Origin of the sequence: Mesorhizobium sp. M5C.F.Ca.IN.020.29.1.1 (assembly GCF_003997375.1) — a bacterium.
GTDB classification, from domain to species: domain Bacteria; phylum Pseudomonadota; class Alphaproteobacteria; order Rhizobiales; family Rhizobiaceae; genus Mesorhizobium; species Mesorhizobium wenxiniae.
Window position 1 is genome coordinate 1 of sequence record NZ_RZSW01000103.1, and the last position, 14,361, is coordinate 14,361.

Consider the following 14,361-nt stretch of genomic DNA (forward strand, 5'->3'; position numbering starts at 1 on the left):
GCGCAATGCCGATCCCCGATTTGACGGCATGCAGGACACCCAGCACGCTGTTGTTGCGCGCCGCGATATTGGCGCCTGGCGCTATCGCCGCGAGCCACTTTGCCGCTCGGTGATTGATCAGCATGCCGTCAAAACCGACGATTGCATGACGGCCAACATCCTCGATACGTTGCGGAGCGCCGTGTTGCTGGACATAGGAGCGGCTGCCATAGACGGCCCAGATGGAGTCGGCGATCTTCCGGCCAATCAGGGTTTCGTCAGCGGGCTCACCGGATCTGAGCGCGATGTCGGCCTCCCCCTTGGACAGATCGAGATAGCGGTCGCTCATCACAAATTCGATGCGCAATGCCGGGTAGCGCGCATGAAACATGTCGAGCAGCGTCGAACCGACAATGCGTGAAACGAGTGGTTCCGGAACGGCCAGCCGAATGGTTCCAGCCAGGTCGCTGCGATAGGCGACGATCCGGCGTTCGAGTGCCATCACGGACGTCTCGATGGCCTCGACCGCCGGAAGCAGCGCCTCGCCGAACTCCGTCAACCGGTAACCGGCGGGGTAGCGCAACATGAGCGGGCCGCCGATGCGCCGCTCAAGCTCGGCGATGCGCCGATGCACCGTCGACTGATTCACGCCTAGCGCCCTTGAGGCGGCAAGTGTGCTGCCATGGCGCGCGACGGCCAGGAAATAGCGAAGGTCGCTCCAGTCGAACATCGCCGATGTTATGCATCCTTGCATGCTCGCTCCGCAACCTTGCTGCTGCCGCCCGCACAGCACCGGTATTAAGCTCAGCCTGGTGAAATGGAGAACGGCGATGCACAAGACGGCGGAAGTCGGTTCGGCGATCTCCGGCCTCACGGTCGGCGTCACCATCTCGGCGCGGGAAACGGGCGCCGCCAAATTGCAGGTGCTGCACCGCGAAGCAACGGCAGCAATGCCCAAAACGTCCGACCAGGAAATACGCGTGCTTCTGGCCACGCTCGAGCCCGGCGATTGCACACCCTATCATTCGCATCGCTTTCCGGTAACGGTCTACATGCTGGAGGGCACCTTCACTCTGGAACTGGACGGGCGTGAAGCGGTCATGGTGAAAGCCGGAGAGATTTTTGTCGAACCGCCGCTGGTCAAAATGACCGGACGGAACCTGGACACGCGGCAGACAGCACGCATGGTTCTGTTCTATGTCAGTGATCCAAACATGCCCTTTGCCGATCCGGCCGAATGAAGCGAGCTTATTTGTTCCGCTCGCCGCGCAGCTTCGCCCAATAGTCGAGCCGTTTCCTGATATCGCGTTCGAAGCCGCGCTCGGGCGGATCATAGAATGTGTGGCGGCCCATCTTTTCCGGAAAATAATCCTGTCCGGAAAAAGCGTCCGGCTCGTCGTGGTCGTAACGGTAGCCGGCGCCGTAATCTTCGTCTTTCATCAGCTTGGTCGGCGCGTTGAGGATGTGTTTGGGCGGCAGCAGCGAGCCGAACTCCTTCGCCGCCTGAGTGGCGGCCTTGAAGGCGGTGTAGACGGCGTTGGATTTGGGCGCGCTGGCGAGATAAACGGTGGCCTCGGCGAAGGCGAGCTCGCCCTCTGGCGAGCCCAGGTAGTCGTAGGCATCCTTGGCGGCATTGGCGATGACCAGCGCCTGCGGGTCTGCCAGTCCGATATCCTCCATCGCCATGCGCACCAGCCGGCGGCCGAGATAGAGCGGATCCTCGCCGGCGTCGAACATGCGGGCGAGATAATAGAGGGCGGCGTCCGGGTCGGAGCCGCGCACCGATTTATGCAGCGCCGATATCAGATTGTAGTGGCCGTCCTGGCCCTTGTCGTAGATCGGAGCGCGGCGCTGGACGATGCGCTGCAGGCCCTCGGCGCCGAACACCTCGCCTGACTTGGCGGCGCGCCAGACCTCTTCGGCCAGCGTCAGCGCCGCGCGGCCATCGCCATCGCTCATGCGGATGAGCATCGCCCTCGCCTCGTCGTCGAGCGGCAGCGCCCTGCCCTCGGTCTCCTCGGCACGCGCCAGCAGTTTTGCGATGCTGTCCTCACCGAGCGAATGGAAGACCAGCACGCGCGCGCGGGATAGAAGCGCCGCGTTCAGTTCGAAGGACGGGTTCTCGGTGGTGGCGCCAACCAGCACGACGGTGCCGTCTTCCATGACAGGCAGAAAACTGTCCTGCTGGGCGCGGTTGAAGCGATGGATCTCGTCGACGAAGAGCAGCGTCTGATGGCCGTTGGAGCGGCGCAGCTTCGCCGCCTCGAACACTTTCTTCAGGTCGGCGACACCGGAAAACACCGCCGATATCTGTTGGAAGGCAAGGCTGGTTTCTCCGGCAAGCAACCGCGCGACCGTGGTCTTGCCCGTCCCGGGCGGCCCCCAGAAGATCATCGAGCCGAGCGAGCCGGAGCCGATCAGCCGCGTCAGTGCGCCGTCGGGCCCGGTCAGATGCTCCTGGCCAACGACCTCGCCGAGGTTCTTCGGGCGCAGCCGGTCGGCCAGCGGCCTGCCGGGCGGCGCCTTTTCCGGTTCATCGACACTGAACAGATCGGCCATGCACTTCGTTTCGTTGGAGCGCGATCTCGTCCGAAGGATCGACGCTCGGGCTCAGTAACGCAACACCTGGCGCAGTATCTGCCCGCCGCGCTCGACGGTAAAGCGCCACCAGCGCGTCTCTTCCATGGCTGCCTGTTCCAGTGTCGCGGCGGTATCGATGGTCAAGCCATTGACCTCGCGAACGATGTCGCCCGGCTGGAAGCCGAAATCGGCTGCGGGCGAGCCGCGATTGATGTCGACCACCGTAACACCCTTGACATCCGTGCGCATGCCGAGCCGCTGGGCGAGCCGAGGCGACAGCTCCGCAACCTTGGCACCGGAAAACGGGCTGCGACCGCGCAGTGTCACTTCCGCGAGTTTTGCACCTTCCGGCGCGCGCTCCAGCGCAATCTCCATCGTCGCTTGCTGGCCCTTGCTGAGGACGCCGAAGCTGGCATTGGTGCCGATCGACAGCGTCGCCATCCGGTAATCTAGCGCCTCGATGCTCTCGACCGGCGTGCCGTTGAGCGACAGCACGACATCGCCGGGCTTGAGCCCCGCCGTGGCCGCCGGCCCTGCTTCTTCGACGGACGAAACCAGCGCCCCGGTCGGGGTCTCCAGACCGAGCGATTCGGCGATCTGCGGCGTCACGCGCTCGAATTCGGCGCCGATATAGGGCCGCTCGAAGAAGTCGCGCCCGGCCTTGGCCGCATCGGCAAACGCGCGAACCATGTTGGAGGGAATGGCAAAGCCGATGCCGATTGAGCCGCCGCTGCGGCTGTAGATCGCCGTGTTGATGCCGACCAGTTGGCCACCCATGTTGATCAGCGCACCGCCGGAATTGCCGGGATTGATCGCGGCGTCGGTCTGGATGAAGAAACTGGAATCGGAAACGCCGATGTGGCTGCGGGCAAGCGCCGAAACGATGCCGCTGGTGGTGGTCTGGCCGACACCGAAAGGGTTGCCGATGGCCAACAACAGGTCGCCAACCTCGAGCGCGTCGGAATCGCCGATGGCGACGACCGGAAATGGCTTGTCGGAGGAGATCTTGAGCACGGCGAGGTCAAGCGTCTCGTCCTTGAGCAGCACCTTGCTGTCGAATTCACGCCCGTCCGCGGTGGCGACCTTGACCTGATCGGCGTCCTTGATGAGGTGGAAATTGGTGACCACTATGCCTGTCGGATCGACCAGCACGCCGGAGCCGAGCGAGGACTGCGCACGCGGCTGCGAACGGCCGAAGAACTCTTCGAAGAAGGGATCGCCGTCGAAGGGCGACCTCAACTTGGCCGTTTGCGAGGCATAGACATTGACCACGGCTGGCGCCGTCTGCTTGACCAGCGGCGCGAAGGACAGTTGCATCTCCTCGCGGCCGAACGGAACACGCTTGTCTGGACCGGAGGTGGCATTTTCGCCTTCGGCGCCGCGCAGCATGTCCGTCAGCACATCGGACAGACCGGGATCGGCCTTGGTGTCCTGAGCCAGCGCCTGCCTGGCCGCCGGCGCGACTGCCAGCGCCATCAAGGCGCAGAATAGAACAAGAGACAGCCGTTTTACGCGCATTCCGAATCCTCCGGGTCGGGCGCCATTGTCCCGACGATTGTGCAAAATGAAAGGCTGAGGCAATGAAATCCGATTATTTTGAGCGATAAGGTCTGAGCTGAGCAGAAATGGTCGCAAATGTTCCCTGCCGCATTCCGGAATGCAAAAAGGGGCCCGCAGGCCCCTTTTGAACTCTTTACGCAAACCGAAGCTTATGCGGCCGCGGCTTCTTCGTCGGTGCCTTCTGCCTCGATGCGGGCACGGTCGCCGGCGCCCTTGGCCGAGGTGTCGCGATCGACGAACTCGATGACCGCCATGGCGGCATTGTCGCCGTGGCGGAAGCCCGCCTTCATGATGCGCAGATAGCCTCCGTTGCGGGTGGCGTAGCGCGGCGCGATCGTGTCGAACAGGCGCTTGACGACGCCTTCATTGCCGATCTGGGCAATCACCTGGCGGCGGGCATGCAGATCGCCTCGCTTGCCGAGCGTCACCAGCTTCTCGACGATCGGACGCAGATCCTTCGCCTTCGGCAAGGTGGTGAGGATCTGCTCATGCTCGATGAGCGATACGGCAAGGTTGGCAAACATCGACTTGCGATGGCTTATGCTGCGGGCGAACCGGCGGCCTTTAAATCCGTGGCGCATGGCTCTTCTCCTGGTGTTGTGGGCGGTTGGCCCGGCTGTTTCATTTTGTGAATGGTCAATAGTGAATGGTGAATGGAAGGGCTCTACCTCTCCGAAGTCGCCGACCGGCGACCATTCACCATTTCACCATTCTCAATTCACCGGTCAGTATTGATCTTCGTAACGCTTGGCGAGGTCTTCGATGTTTTCCGGCGGCCAATCCGGCACTTCCATGCCGAGGTGCAGGCCCATCGCCGCCAGGACTTCCTTGATCTCGTTCAGCGACTTGCGGCCGAAGTTCGGGGTGCGCAGCATCTCGGCTTCGGTCTTCTGGATCAGGTCGCCGATATAGACGATGTTGTCGTTCTTCAGGCAGTTGGCCGAACGCACCGAAAGCTCCAGCTCGTCGACCTTCTTGAGCAGCGCCGGGTTGAAGGCAAGCTCGGTCACCTGCTCGGCGGCGACTTCCTTCTGCGGCTCGTCGAAATTGACGAACAGACCAAGCTGGTCCTGCAGGATGCGGGCAGCGAAAGCCACCGCGTCCTCGCCCGAGATCGAACCGTCGGTGTCGATCGTCATGGTCAGCTTGTCATAGTCGAGAACCTGGCCCTCACGGGTGTTCTCGACCTTGTAGGAGACCTTTTTGACCGGCGAGTAGAGGCTGTCGACCGGGATGAGACCGATCGGCGCGTCTTCAGCACGATTACGGTCGGCCGGAACGTAGCCCTTGCCGGTATCGACGGTGAACTCCATGCGGATTTCAGCGCCCTCGTCCAGCGTACAGATGACGTGGTCGGGGTTGAGGATCTCGACGTCGCCGACCGTCTGGATGTCGCCGGCGAGAACAGCGCCCGGTCCCTGCTTGCGCACGACCATGCGCTTGGGGCCGTCACCTTCCATGCGGATGGCGATTTCCTTGATGTTCAAGACGATATCGGTCACGTCCTCGCGCACGCCGGCGATGGACGAGAATTCATGCAAAACCCCGTCGATCTGCACGGCAGTTACTGCCGCGCCACGCAGCGAAGACAGAAGCACGCGACGTAGCGCATTGCCGAGGGTCAGACCAAAGCCGCGCTCGAGCGGCTCGGCGACCAGCGTGGTCAGCGTCTTCTTCTTCGACGAAAACTCGATCTTGTTCGGCTTGATCAGTTCCTGCCAATTTTTCTGGATCATGATGCTTTCCTTCCGTTGACCCGCCACCATCCAATCGTGGCGGGCGACCTGGAATGCCGTGGAGGAACGCTACTGGCGTTCGCGCGGCGTTCGATAATTCTTAGACGCGGCGCTTCTTGCGCGGGCGGCAGCCATTGTGCGGGATCGGCGTCACATCACGTATCGAGGTGATGGTAAATCCGGCTGCCTGCAGCGCGCGCAGCGCGGATTCACGACCGGAGCCGGGCCCACAGACTTCGACCTCGAGCATGCGCATGCCGTGTTCCTGGGCCTTCTTGGCAACGTCCTCGGCAGCCATCTGGGCAGCGAACGGGGTCGACTTGCGAGACCCCTTGAAGCCCTGGGCTCCCGCCGACGACCAGGCAATCGAATTGCCCTGCGCGTCGGTGATGGTGATCATCGTGTTGTTGAAGGTCGAGTTGACGTGAGCAACGCCCGACGAAATATTCTTGCGTTCGCGACGGCGAACACGTGTGGCTTCCTTGGCCATGATGGTCCTTTCAGTTGATCTCTACACCGCCGTAATGCCAGCGGCTCCACCTTCGTAAGGGAGTAGGGGAATAGGGCAGTAAGGCAGTAGGGAAACGCTCGGCTGTTCCCTACTGCCTTACTCCCCTACTCCCTTATTCCCCTAATTTACTTCTTCTTGCCGGCGATCGACTTGGCCGGGCCCTTGCGGGTGCGCGCATTGGTGTGCGTGCGCTGGCCGCGAACCGGCAGCGAGCGGCGATGACGCAGGCCGCGATAGCAGCCGAGGTCCATGAGCCGCTTGATGTTCATCGACACTTCGCGGCGCAGATCGCCCTCGACCTGATAGTCGCGGTCGATCGTCTCGCGGATCTGCAGCACTTCCGCGTCGGTCAGCTGGTTGACGCGGCGCTCGGCCGGGATGCCGACCTTGTCGACGATCTCCTGGGCGAAGTTCTTGCCAATGCCGTGAATGTACTGAAGCGCAATGACGACGCGCTTGTTGGTCGGAATGTTGACGCCGGCTATACGAGCCATGTTCTTCTCTTCTCCATGTGGGCCGGGCAAGCCGGCGCTATCAAAGTTGCCCCGCGTCCGGTGGAGGCCGGCCCATGCGGGAGTTTCCAGTTCAAAGCGGCTGCCTTGCCCTTGCGGGCAAGCAAGCCTCATGCCTGATAGGAAGACGGGCCGCCATACCCCAGCGAACCGCTCCAGTCAAGCGTAATCGTTTATTTTCCCTTTGCCGCCGCGTGGGTGGCAGCGGTGAGCACCACTTCGATCTGTCGCGTCACGGCATCGATGTCGGCCATGCCGTCGACACCTCTGAGCTTGCCCTTGGCATAGTAGTAGCCGATCAGCGGCGACGTTTTCTTGTAGTACTCCTTCAGGCGCTCTTCGAACACCGCCGTGTTGTCGTCCTTGCGTACCGGCAGACCCGCAGCCTTGGCCTCTTCGACGCGCCTGCCGATCCGACCAACCAGCGCCTTGTCGTCAACGACAAGTTCGATGGCAGCGTCGAGAGTGAGGCCGCGATCCGAGAGCATCGATTCAACCGCGTCCGCCTGCACCAAAGTTCGCGGGTATCCGTCAAGGATGAATCCCCCGGCACAATTGGCCTGATCGATACGCTCGGCCACGATGGCGTTGACAATGGCGTCGGAGACCAGTTCGCCAGCGTCCATCACCGCCTTGGCGCGCTTGCCGACTTCGGTGCCGGCCTGGACAGCAGCGCGCAGCATATCGCCCGTGGAGAGTTGGGGTATGCCGTATTTTTCTACCAGTCTTTGTGCTTGCGTCCCCTTGCCCGCCCCTGGCGGTCCAAGCAATATCAACCTCATCTGGCCTTTTTCCCCCCGCGCAGCTTCGACTTCTTGATCAGGCCCTCATACTGGTGCGCGATCAGGTGACCCTGAATCTGCGCCACCGTATCGAGCGTTACACTGACCACGATCAGAAGCGATGTGCCACCGAGGTAGAATGGTACGCCAGTCGCTGAAATCAGGAACTCGGGCAGCAGACACACCAGCACCAGATAGATGGCGCCGACGACGGTGATGCGGGTGAGAACATAGTCGATGTAATCGGCGGTGCGCTCGCCCGGACGGTAGCCCGGAATGAAACCCGAATGCTTCTTGAGCTGGTCGGCGGTGTCCTTCGGGTTGAAGACGATCGCCGTATAGAAGAAGGCGAAAAACACGATCATCGCCGCATAGAACGCCATGTAGAGCGGCTGGCCATGGCCGAGTGCCGCCAGGACGGTGCTGGCCCAGGCTGGCATGTTGGTCGTCTGCGAGAAGCCGGCGACCGTCGCCGGCAGCAACAGCAGCGACGAAGCGAAGATCGGCGGAATGACGCCAGCCGTGTTGAGCTTGAGCGGCAGGTGCGATGTGTCGCCCTGGAACATGCGGTTGCCGACCTGGCGCTTCGGATACTGGATCAGCAAGCGCCGCTGGGCGCGCTCGAAGAACACGATCAGCGCGATGACGACGACGGCGAGAACGATGATCGCCAGGATCAGGCCGGTCGACAGCGCGCCGGTGCGGCCAAGTTCCAGCGTACCGGAGATGGCTTGCGGCAGGCCGGCGACGATACCGGAAAAGATGATCAGCGAAATGCCGTTGCCAATGCCGCGGGCGGTGATCTGCTCGCCCAGCCACATCAGGAACATGGTGCCGCCGACCAGCGTGATGACGGTCGAGATGCGGAAGAACATGCCGGGATCGCTGACAATGCCGTTGCCGCCCTCCAGTCCGACCGCAATGCCGTAAGCCTGGACCAGGGCCAATAGCACGGTGCCGTAGCGGGTATACTGGTTGATGACCTTGCGGCCCTGTTCGCCTTCCTTCTTCAACGCCTCCAGAGTCGGGATGACCGAGGTCATCAGCTGCATGATGATGGAAGCGGAGATATAGGGCATGATGCCGAGGGCAAAGATCGCCATGCGCTCGACGGCGCCGCCGGCGAACATGTTGAACATGCCAAGCACGCCCTTGCTCTGCGACGAGAAGGCCTGGGCGAAAGCGTCGGGATTGATGCCGGGCAGCGGGATATAGGTGCCGAGGCGGTAGACGAGCAGCGCGCCGATGGTGAACCAGATGCGCTTCTTCAGATCCTCCGCCTTGGCGAAGGCCGAGAAATTCAGATTCGAGGCTAGTTGTTCAGCAGCCGAAGCCATGCCTGATTCTCCGCTTGGTCACGCTCGATGGCCCGCAACTCAGGCGGCGCGTGTCACCGAAGCTCACGAGATAAGCTCCGGACTGCAAACATGCAAGCGGCCGCGTTGATGCGGCCGCCATATTGATCGGATCAAAGCGCAATCGAAAGCGAAACGTGTCTCACTCTTGCCGATCGCGCTTCAAATCGCCGTTACTCGGCGGCTGCCTTTTCCGGCAGCTTCACCGAACCGCCGGCCTTTTCGATCTTCTCGATGGCAGCCTTGGAGGCGCCGGCCACGTCGAAGGCGAGCTTCGACTTGATGTCGCCGTCCGAGAGGATGCGCACGCCGTCCTTGACGCGGCGGATGACCCCGGCAGCGACCAGCGCTTCGGCCGTCACAGTCGTCTTGGCGTCGAGCTCCTTAGCGTCGAGCGCGGCCTGGATGCGGGCCAGCGACACGACGGCAAAGCTCTTGGCGAAGATGTTGGTGAAGCCACGCTTCGGCAGGCGCCGGTAGAGCGGCATCTGGCCACCCTCGAAGCCGTTGACGGCGACGCCGGAGCGCGCCTTCTGGCCCTTGACGCCGCGGCCGGCAGTCTTGCCCGAGCCGGAACCGATGCCGCGGCCGAGACGCTTCTTGGAATGCGTCGCGCCGTCCTTGTCACGCAGATCGTTGAGTTTCATCTGAGTTCTCCTGCGCTCTGGTTCAGCCCTCGTCCACGACGCGGACGAGATGCTGGACGGCAGCGATCATGCCGCGCACTGAGGGGGTGTCCTCCAGCGTGCGCTGCTTGTGCATCTTGTTGAGGCCGAGGCCGACCAGCGTCGCTCGCTGCTCCTTCGGCCGGCGGATCGGCGAACCGATCTGCTCGACGGTGATGGTCTTGGTTGCTTTCTTGGGCATGGTCAAAATCCCTGGTCAGCGTCGACTATTCTTCGGCCGCGACGGCGGTGCCGCGGCGGGCTTGAAGGGTCGAATACTTGATGCCGCGCGCAGCAGCCACATCCTTGGGATGCATCTGGCTCTTCAGCGCGTCGAAGGTGGCGCGAACCATGTTGTACGGGTTCGACGAACCCATCGACTTGGCGACGACGTCATGCATGCCGAGCGTCTCGAAGACGGCGCGCATCGGGCCGCCGGCGATGATGCCGGTACCCTGCTTGGCAGCGCGCAGCAGAACGCGTCCGGCGCCCCAGCGTCCCTCGACGTCGTGGTGCAGCGTACGGCCCGAACGCAGCGGCACGAAGATCATGTCGCGCTTGGCCGATTCGGTCGCTTTGCGGATCGCCTCGGGCACTTCGCGCGCCTTGCCGTGACCGAAGCCGACGCGGCCCTTCTGGTCGCCGACGACGACGAGTGCTGCAAAGCCGAAGCGCCGGCCGCCCTTGACGACCTTGGCGACGCGGTTGATGTGGACGAGCTTGTCCACCATGCCGTCGTCGCGCTCTTCGCGATCACGGCCGCGGCCGCCATCCCTACGTTCCTGTGCCATATCCTGTTCCTTGTTTTTTTCCGGAAGCACGGTTGATGATGATACCCGGCACCTCTGTGGGCTGCCGGGGGCGAAACTCATTTTTCCTTCGCATGATCTTATCCGAAAAGTCTGCACCTTTTTGCTGCGCTGACCTCCGGTTCGGGATCATGCCTTAGAAGCTCAAGCCGCCTTCACGGGCGGCCTCGGCCAGCGCCTTGACGCGGCCGTGATAGATGTACGGTCCACGGTCGAAGACGACTTCCTTGACGCCGGCCTTCGAAGCGCGCTCGGCAATCAGCTTGCCGATTGCCACTGCGGCGGCAGTGTCGGCACCGGTCTTGAGCGAACCCTTGAGGTCCTTCTCCAGCGTCGAGGCGGCAGCGATTGTGTGGCCCTTGGCGTCGTCGATCACCTGCACGTAGATGTTCTTCGACGTGCGGTGGACCGACAGCCGCGGGCGCTCGCCCGCGACCTTCTTGATCTGGCGGCGGACGCGCTGAGCGCGGCGTTGTGTGGATTCTTTCGAGCCCATGATATCAGTTCCTTGCCTTCAAAAAACGGGGGCAACCCTGTGCGGTAGGACAAGCCTCCCGCGACCGCTCCCCGCGGCGTTTAAATTACTTCTTCTTGCCTTCCTTGCGGACGATCTTCTCGCCAGCGTAACGAACGCCCTTGCCCTTGTACGGCTCGGGACCGCGATATTCGCGGATCTCGGCAGCAACCTGACCGACCTTCTGCTTGTCGATGCCGGTCACGGTGATTTCCGTCGGCTTCGGCACGGTGATCGTGATGTCCTGCGGCGTTTCGTAGACGACATCATGGCTGAACCCGAGCGCCAGCTGCAGGTTCTTGCCCTGCATGGCGGCGCGATAGCCGACGCCGGTGATCTCAAGCTTCTTTTCAAAACCGTCCTTGACGCCCTGCAGGATGTTGACGATCTGCGTGCGCGACATGCCCCATTTGGAGCGAGCGGTCTTGGTCTGGTCGCGTGGCTGGACAGCGATCTCGCTGCCTTCCATTTTGACCAGCACTTCGTCGTTCACCACGAACTTCAGCTCACCCTTGGGACCCTTCGCCGTGACGGTCTGGCCGTCCACGGTCGCGGTCACGCCCTGCGGCAGCGAAACGGGTTTCTTTCCAATACGAGACATTTTGTTGTCCTCGTCACTTCTCTTGTTTCAGGTCTCTGTTTTCGAACATGTGTCCGAAAACCGGATTCCACTTTCCGGGATCGCGCTCCAGATCAGAATATCTGGCAGAGGATTTCCCCGCCGACATTCTGTTCGCGCGCTTCGTGGTCGGCCATGACGCCCTTCGGCGTCGAAAGGATCGCGATGCCGAGGCCGTTGGCGACGTGCGGGATCGACTTCGCCGAAACGTAGACGCGACGGCCCGGCTTGGAGACGCGGGCGATTTCGCGCACGACCGGCGCACCGTCGAAATACTTCAGTTCGATCTCGATTTCGGACTTGCCGTTGTCGAAGTCGGTCTGGCTGTAGTCGCGAATATAGCCTTCCGCCTTCAGCACGTCGAGGACGCGGGTACGCAGGCGCGAGGCCGGCGTCGAAACGCTCGACTTCTTGCGGCCATAGGCGTTGCGGATGCGGGTCAGCATATCGCCGAGAGGATCGCTCAATGACATGTTACGTCCTCCTTACCAGCTCGACTTGACCAGGCCCGGGATCTGGCCGTTATTGCCGAGATCACGAAGCGCGATGCGCGATACTTTGAGCTTGCGATAGTAGGCGCGCGGACGGCCGGTGACTTCGCAGCGGTTGCGGATGCGGATCTTGGCCGAGTTGCGCGGCAGTGCCGCAAGCTTCAGCTGGGCGCGGAAGCGCTCTTCCATTGGCTTGGACTGATCCATGATGATCGCCTTGAGGGCCTTGCGCTTGGCAGCGTACTGGTCCACAAGCTTGCGGCGCCTGTTGTTCTTCTCGACTGAGCTGGTCTTTGCCATTTCAGATTTTTCCTTTTCTCGCTGCCGTTACTGGCGGAAGGGGAAGTTGAAGGCCTTGAGCAATGCCCTGGCTTCGTCGTCCGTCTTCGCAGTCGTACAAACGATGACGTCCATGCCCCAGATCTGATCAACCTTGTCGTAATTGATCTCCGGGAACACGATGTGTTCCTTGATGCCCATGGCATAGTTGCCACGGCCATCGAAGCTCTTCGGATTGAGCCCGCGGAAGTCGCGGACACGCGGCAGCGCGATGTTCACGAGACGGTCGAGGAACTCATACATGCGTTCCTTGCGCAGCGTGACCTTGGCGCCGATCGGCATCTTTTCGCGGACCTTGAAGCCGGCGATCGAGTTGCGCGCATGGGTGACGACGGCCTTCTGGCCGGCGATCAGCGCAAGATCTTCCGCCGCGATCGAAGGCTTCTTCGAATCGCCGGTCGCTTCGCCGACGCCCATGTTCAGCACGATCTTGTCGATGCGCGGAACCTGCATCTCGTTCTCGTAGCCGAACTGCTCCTGCAGAGCCTTACGAATGGTCTCGTTGTAGACCTGCTTGAGGCGCGGCGTGTTCTGGGCAGTCGCCTGCTTGGTTTGAGCCTTAGCCATTGATGACTTCTCCCGAGCGCTTGGCGACGCGCACCTTCTTGCCGTCCTTCTGGAAGGTGAAACCGACACGGGTCGGCTTGCCATCCTTGGGGTCGGCCAGCGCGATGTTCGACAGTTGGATCGGCGCTTCCTTGGTGATGATCCCGCCCTCTTGGGACTGGGACTGCTTCTGGTGACGACGGATCATGTTGACGCCGCGCACCAGCGCGGTGTCTTCCTTCGGCTGTACCGAGAGGACTTCGCCCGAACGGCCCTTGTCCTTGCCGGCCAGCACGACGACCTTGTCGCCTTTTCTAATCTTCTGCATTGGTCCGGCTCCTTACAGCACTTCAGGCGCGAGCGAGATGATCTTCATGTGGTTCTTGGCGCGGAGTTCGCGCGGAACCGGTCCGAAGATACGCGTGCCGATCGGCTCCTTCTTGTTGTCGACGAGAACGGCCGCGTTCTTGTCGAAACGGATCACGCTGCCGTCCGGGCGGCGGATGTCCTTGGCCGTGCGAACCACGACCGCCTTCATCACATCGCCCTTCTTGACGCGGCCGCGCGGGATGGCTTCCTTGATCGACACCACGATGATGTCGCCCACGGAAGCGTATTTCCGCTTCGAGCCGCCCAGCACCTTGATGCACATGACACGACGGGCGCCGGAATTATCCGCGACGTCGAGGTTTGTTTGCATCTGAATCATGACTGGCCGCCTTTTTCTCTTCTAACGGGACGGGTTCTTCACCCTTCCCCGGTCTGTCCAAAATTCGTTTCGTTGCCCTGATCAGGCCTGGTCCGAAGACACGACGGTCCAGCGCTTGTCCTTGGAAATCGGCTTCGATTCCTGGATGAACACCTGATCGCCAACCTTGTGGGCGTTGTTCTCGTCGTGCGCCTTGTATTTCTTGGTCATGCGCACGGTCTTCTTCATCACGGGATGCGTGAAGCGCCGTTCGACCTTGACGACAACCGTCTTCTCGTTTTTGTCGCTGACGACGGTGCCCTGCAGAATGCGCTTTGGCATGGTTTTCGTCCTTAAGCCTTCTTAGCCGCGGACTTTTCCGCAGCGATGGTCTTGATACGCGCAATGTCCTTGCGGACCTGCCTCACGCGCGCGGTCTTCTCGAGCTGGCCGGTGGCCTTCTGGAAGCGCAGGTTGAACTGCTCCTTCTTCAGGCTGGCCAATTCGTCGGTCAGCTGGTCCTGGGTCTTGGTCCGGATGTCTTCGGCTTTCATGATCAGCCCGTCCTTATTCTGCGATGCGCTGTACGAAGCGCGTCCTGACCGAGAGCTTGGCCGCGCCGAGACGCAGCGCCTCACGGGCGGTTTCCTCATTGACGCCGTCGATCTCGAACAT

The 14,361-nt window shown here is 61.9% G+C and carries 23 protein-coding genes; 1 reads left to right on the top strand and 22 read right to left on the bottom strand.

Annotation, left to right across the window (positions count from 1 at the left end):
• Window positions 1-733 (bottom strand): LysR family transcriptional regulator (locus EOA85_RS11190; protein ID WP_164759600.1); only part of this gene is annotated, 733 nt, incomplete at its 3' end.
• A 76-nt stretch (window positions 734-809) separates the two neighbouring features.
• Between EOA85_RS11190 and EOA85_RS11195 the strand changes: the two genes are divergently transcribed.
• A complete protein-coding gene (locus EOA85_RS11195) occupies window positions 810-1,220 on the top strand; it encodes a cupin domain-containing protein (protein ID WP_164759601.1) in 411 nt (136 codons plus the stop codon).
• Window positions 1,221-1,227: 7 nt separating this feature from the next.
• Here EOA85_RS11195 and EOA85_RS11200 read toward each other — a convergent pair whose 3' ends face one another.
• The 21 genes from EOA85_RS11200 to EOA85_RS11300 all read right to left on the bottom strand — a co-directional run.
• A complete protein-coding gene (locus EOA85_RS11200) occupies window positions 1,228-2,538 on the bottom strand; it encodes a replication-associated recombination protein A (protein WP_127209455.1) in 1,311 nt (436 codons plus the stop codon).
• Between the two features lie 51 nt (window positions 2,539-2,589).
• A complete protein-coding gene (locus tag EOA85_RS11205) occupies window positions 2,590-4,077 on the bottom strand; it encodes a DegQ family serine endoprotease (RefSeq protein WP_127209456.1) in 1,488 nt (495 codons plus the stop codon).
• Window positions 4,078-4,268: 191 nt separating this feature from the next.
• On the bottom strand, window positions 4,269-4,700 hold the full coding sequence (gene rplQ / locus EOA85_RS11210) for a 50S ribosomal protein L17 (RefSeq protein ID WP_023799277.1): 432 nt from the start codon (window positions 4,698-4,700) through the stop codon (window positions 4,269-4,271).
• A gap of 144 nt (window positions 4,701-4,844) precedes the next feature.
• Window positions 4,845-5,855: a DNA-directed RNA polymerase subunit alpha gene (locus EOA85_RS11215; RefSeq protein ID WP_023799278.1), complete on the bottom strand. Its 1,011-nt coding sequence runs from the start codon at window positions 5,853-5,855 to the stop codon at window positions 4,845-4,847.
• A gap of 100 nt (window positions 5,856-5,955) precedes the next feature.
• Window positions 5,956-6,345: a 30S ribosomal protein S11 gene (gene rpsK / locus EOA85_RS11220; protein WP_023799279.1), complete on the bottom strand. Its 390-nt coding sequence runs from the start codon at window positions 6,343-6,345 to the stop codon at window positions 5,956-5,958.
• Window positions 6,346-6,491: 146 nt separating this feature from the next.
• Window positions 6,492-6,860, bottom strand: coding sequence for a 30S ribosomal protein S13 (gene rpsM / locus EOA85_RS11225; protein WP_029352234.1), 369 nt, complete (start codon window positions 6,858-6,860; stop codon window positions 6,492-6,494).
• A gap of 191 nt (window positions 6,861-7,051) precedes the next feature.
• Entirely contained in the window at window positions 7,052-7,660 is a 609-nt protein-coding gene (locus EOA85_RS11230; RefSeq protein ID WP_127209457.1) for an adenylate kinase, read from the bottom strand.
• Window positions 7,657-8,997, bottom strand: coding sequence for a preprotein translocase subunit SecY (secY, locus tag EOA85_RS11235; RefSeq protein ID WP_065008707.1), 1,341 nt, complete (start codon window positions 8,995-8,997; stop codon window positions 7,657-7,659). The genes EOA85_RS11230 and secY overlap by 4 nt, the downstream gene beginning before the upstream one ends.
• 191 nt (window positions 8,998-9,188) lie before the next feature.
• Window positions 9,189-9,662: a 50S ribosomal protein L15 gene (rplO, locus tag EOA85_RS11240; protein WP_127209458.1), complete on the bottom strand. Its 474-nt coding sequence runs from the start codon at window positions 9,660-9,662 to the stop codon at window positions 9,189-9,191.
• A gap of 22 nt (window positions 9,663-9,684) precedes the next feature.
• Window positions 9,685-9,882: a 50S ribosomal protein L30 gene (gene rpmD, locus EOA85_RS11245; protein ID WP_127209459.1), complete on the bottom strand. Its 198-nt coding sequence runs from the start codon at window positions 9,880-9,882 to the stop codon at window positions 9,685-9,687.
• A 25-nt stretch (window positions 9,883-9,907) separates the two neighbouring features.
• The gene (gene rpsE, locus EOA85_RS11250) at window positions 9,908-10,471 is read right to left on the bottom strand and encodes a 30S ribosomal protein S5 (RefSeq protein WP_006333394.1); all 564 of its coding nucleotides are present in this window, start codon (window positions 10,469-10,471) and stop codon (window positions 9,908-9,910) included.
• Window positions 10,472-10,625: 154 nt separating this feature from the next.
• A complete protein-coding gene (gene rplR, locus EOA85_RS11255; protein WP_029352225.1) occupies window positions 10,626-10,985 on the bottom strand; it encodes a 50S ribosomal protein L18 in 360 nt (119 codons plus the stop codon).
• 85 nt (window positions 10,986-11,070) lie between these two features.
• A complete protein-coding gene (rplF, locus tag EOA85_RS11260) occupies window positions 11,071-11,604 on the bottom strand; it encodes a 50S ribosomal protein L6 (protein ID WP_023799285.1) in 534 nt (177 codons plus the stop codon).
• 92 nt (window positions 11,605-11,696) lie between these two features.
• Window positions 11,697-12,095, bottom strand: a complete 399-nt coding sequence (gene rpsH, locus EOA85_RS11265; RefSeq protein ID WP_006205453.1) for a 30S ribosomal protein S8 — start codon at window positions 12,093-12,095, stop codon at window positions 11,697-11,699.
• Window positions 12,096-12,107: 12 nt separating this feature from the next.
• A complete protein-coding gene (gene rpsN / locus EOA85_RS11270; protein ID WP_029352223.1) occupies window positions 12,108-12,413 on the bottom strand; it encodes a 30S ribosomal protein S14 in 306 nt (101 codons plus the stop codon).
• 27 nt (window positions 12,414-12,440) lie between these two features.
• On the bottom strand, window positions 12,441-13,019 hold the full coding sequence (gene rplE / locus EOA85_RS11275; RefSeq protein WP_023799287.1) for a 50S ribosomal protein L5: 579 nt from the start codon (window positions 13,017-13,019) through the stop codon (window positions 12,441-12,443).
• Window positions 13,012-13,326 carry a 50S ribosomal protein L24 gene (rplX, locus tag EOA85_RS11280; protein ID WP_127209460.1) on the bottom strand — a complete coding sequence of 105 codons (315 nt, stop codon included), beginning with the start codon at window positions 13,324-13,326 and terminating at the stop codon, window positions 13,012-13,014. The genes rplE and rplX overlap by 8 nt, the downstream gene beginning before the upstream one ends.
• A gap of 12 nt (window positions 13,327-13,338) precedes the next feature.
• Complete coding sequence (rplN, locus tag EOA85_RS11285; RefSeq protein ID WP_006205457.1) at window positions 13,339-13,707, bottom strand: 50S ribosomal protein L14; 369 nt, start codon at window positions 13,705-13,707, stop codon at window positions 13,339-13,341.
• Window positions 13,708-13,788: 81 nt separating this feature from the next.
• Window positions 13,789-14,028 carry a 30S ribosomal protein S17 gene (gene rpsQ / locus EOA85_RS11290; protein WP_023799288.1) on the bottom strand — a complete coding sequence of 80 codons (240 nt, stop codon included), beginning with the start codon at window positions 14,026-14,028 and terminating at the stop codon, window positions 13,789-13,791.
• Window positions 14,029-14,039: 11 nt separating this feature from the next.
• On the bottom strand, window positions 14,040-14,240 hold the full coding sequence (rpmC, locus tag EOA85_RS11295) for a 50S ribosomal protein L29 (protein WP_023799289.1): 201 nt from the start codon (window positions 14,238-14,240) through the stop codon (window positions 14,040-14,042).
• A 13-nt stretch (window positions 14,241-14,253) separates the two neighbouring features.
• The coding region (locus tag EOA85_RS11300; RefSeq protein ID WP_348627892.1) for a ribosomal protein L16 at window positions 14,254-14,361 on the bottom strand (108 nt) is incomplete at its 5' end.

Excerpts from the sequence above, each read along its gene's own strand:
- EOA85_RS11195 (WP_164759601.1), top strand. The coding sequence starts at position 810 with ATGCACAAGACGGCGGAAGTCGGTTCGGCGATCTCCGGCCTCACGGTC.
- EOA85_RS11200 (WP_127209455.1), bottom strand. The coding sequence starts at position 2,538 with ATGGCCGATCTGTTCAGTGTCGATGAACCGGAAAAGGCGCCGCCCGGC.
- EOA85_RS11205 (WP_127209456.1), bottom strand. The coding sequence starts at position 4,077 with ATGCGCGTAAAACGGCTGTCTCTTGTTCTATTCTGCGCCTTGATGGCG.
- rplQ (WP_023799277.1), bottom strand. The coding sequence starts at position 4,700 with ATGCGCCACGGATTTAAAGGCCGCCGGTTCGCCCGCAGCATAAGCCAT.
- EOA85_RS11215 (WP_023799278.1), bottom strand. The coding sequence starts at position 5,855 with ATGATCCAGAAAAATTGGCAGGAACTGATCAAGCCGAACAAGATCGAG.
- rpsK (WP_023799279.1), bottom strand. The coding sequence starts at position 6,345 with ATGGCCAAGGAAGCCACACGTGTTCGCCGTCGCGAACGCAAGAATATT.
- rpsM (WP_029352234.1), bottom strand. The coding sequence starts at position 6,860 with ATGGCTCGTATAGCCGGCGTCAACATTCCGACCAACAAGCGCGTCGTC.
- EOA85_RS11230 (WP_127209457.1), bottom strand. The coding sequence starts at position 7,660 with ATGAGGTTGATATTGCTTGGACCGCCAGGGGCGGGCAAGGGGACGCAA.
- secY (WP_065008707.1), bottom strand. The coding sequence starts at position 8,997 with ATGGCTTCGGCTGCTGAACAACTAGCCTCGAATCTGAATTTCTCGGCC.
- rplO (WP_127209458.1), bottom strand. The coding sequence starts at position 9,662 with ATGAAACTCAACGATCTGCGTGACAAGGACGGCGCGACGCATTCCAAG.
- rpmD (WP_127209459.1), bottom strand. The coding sequence starts at position 9,882 with ATGCCCAAGAAAGCAACCAAGACCATCACCGTCGAGCAGATCGGTTCG.
- rpsE (WP_006333394.1), bottom strand. The coding sequence starts at position 10,471 with ATGGCACAGGAACGTAGGGATGGCGGCCGCGGCCGTGATCGCGAAGAG.
- rplR (WP_029352225.1), bottom strand. The coding sequence starts at position 10,985 with ATGGGCTCGAAAGAATCCACACAACGCCGCGCTCAGCGCGTCCGCCGC.
- rplF (WP_023799285.1), bottom strand. The coding sequence starts at position 11,604 with ATGTCTCGTATTGGAAAGAAACCCGTTTCGCTGCCGCAGGGCGTGACC.
- rpsH (WP_006205453.1), bottom strand. The coding sequence starts at position 12,095 with ATGTCATTGAGCGATCCTCTCGGCGATATGCTGACCCGCATCCGCAAC.
- rpsN (WP_029352223.1), bottom strand. The coding sequence starts at position 12,413 with ATGGCAAAGACCAGCTCAGTCGAGAAGAACAACAGGCGCCGCAAGCTT.
- rplE (WP_023799287.1), bottom strand. The coding sequence starts at position 13,019 with ATGGCTAAGGCTCAAACCAAGCAGGCGACTGCCCAGAACACGCCGCGC.
- rplX (WP_127209460.1), bottom strand. The coding sequence starts at position 13,326 with ATGCAGAAGATTAGAAAAGGCGACAAGGTCGTCGTGCTGGCCGGCAAG.
- rplN (WP_006205457.1), bottom strand. The coding sequence starts at position 13,707 with ATGATTCAGATGCAAACAAACCTCGACGTCGCGGATAATTCCGGCGCC.
- rpsQ (WP_023799288.1), bottom strand. The coding sequence starts at position 14,028 with ATGCCAAAGCGCATTCTGCAGGGCACCGTCGTCAGCGACAAAAACGAG.
- rpmC (WP_023799289.1), bottom strand. The coding sequence starts at position 14,240 with ATGAAAGCCGAAGACATCCGGACCAAGACCCAGGACCAGCTGACCGAC.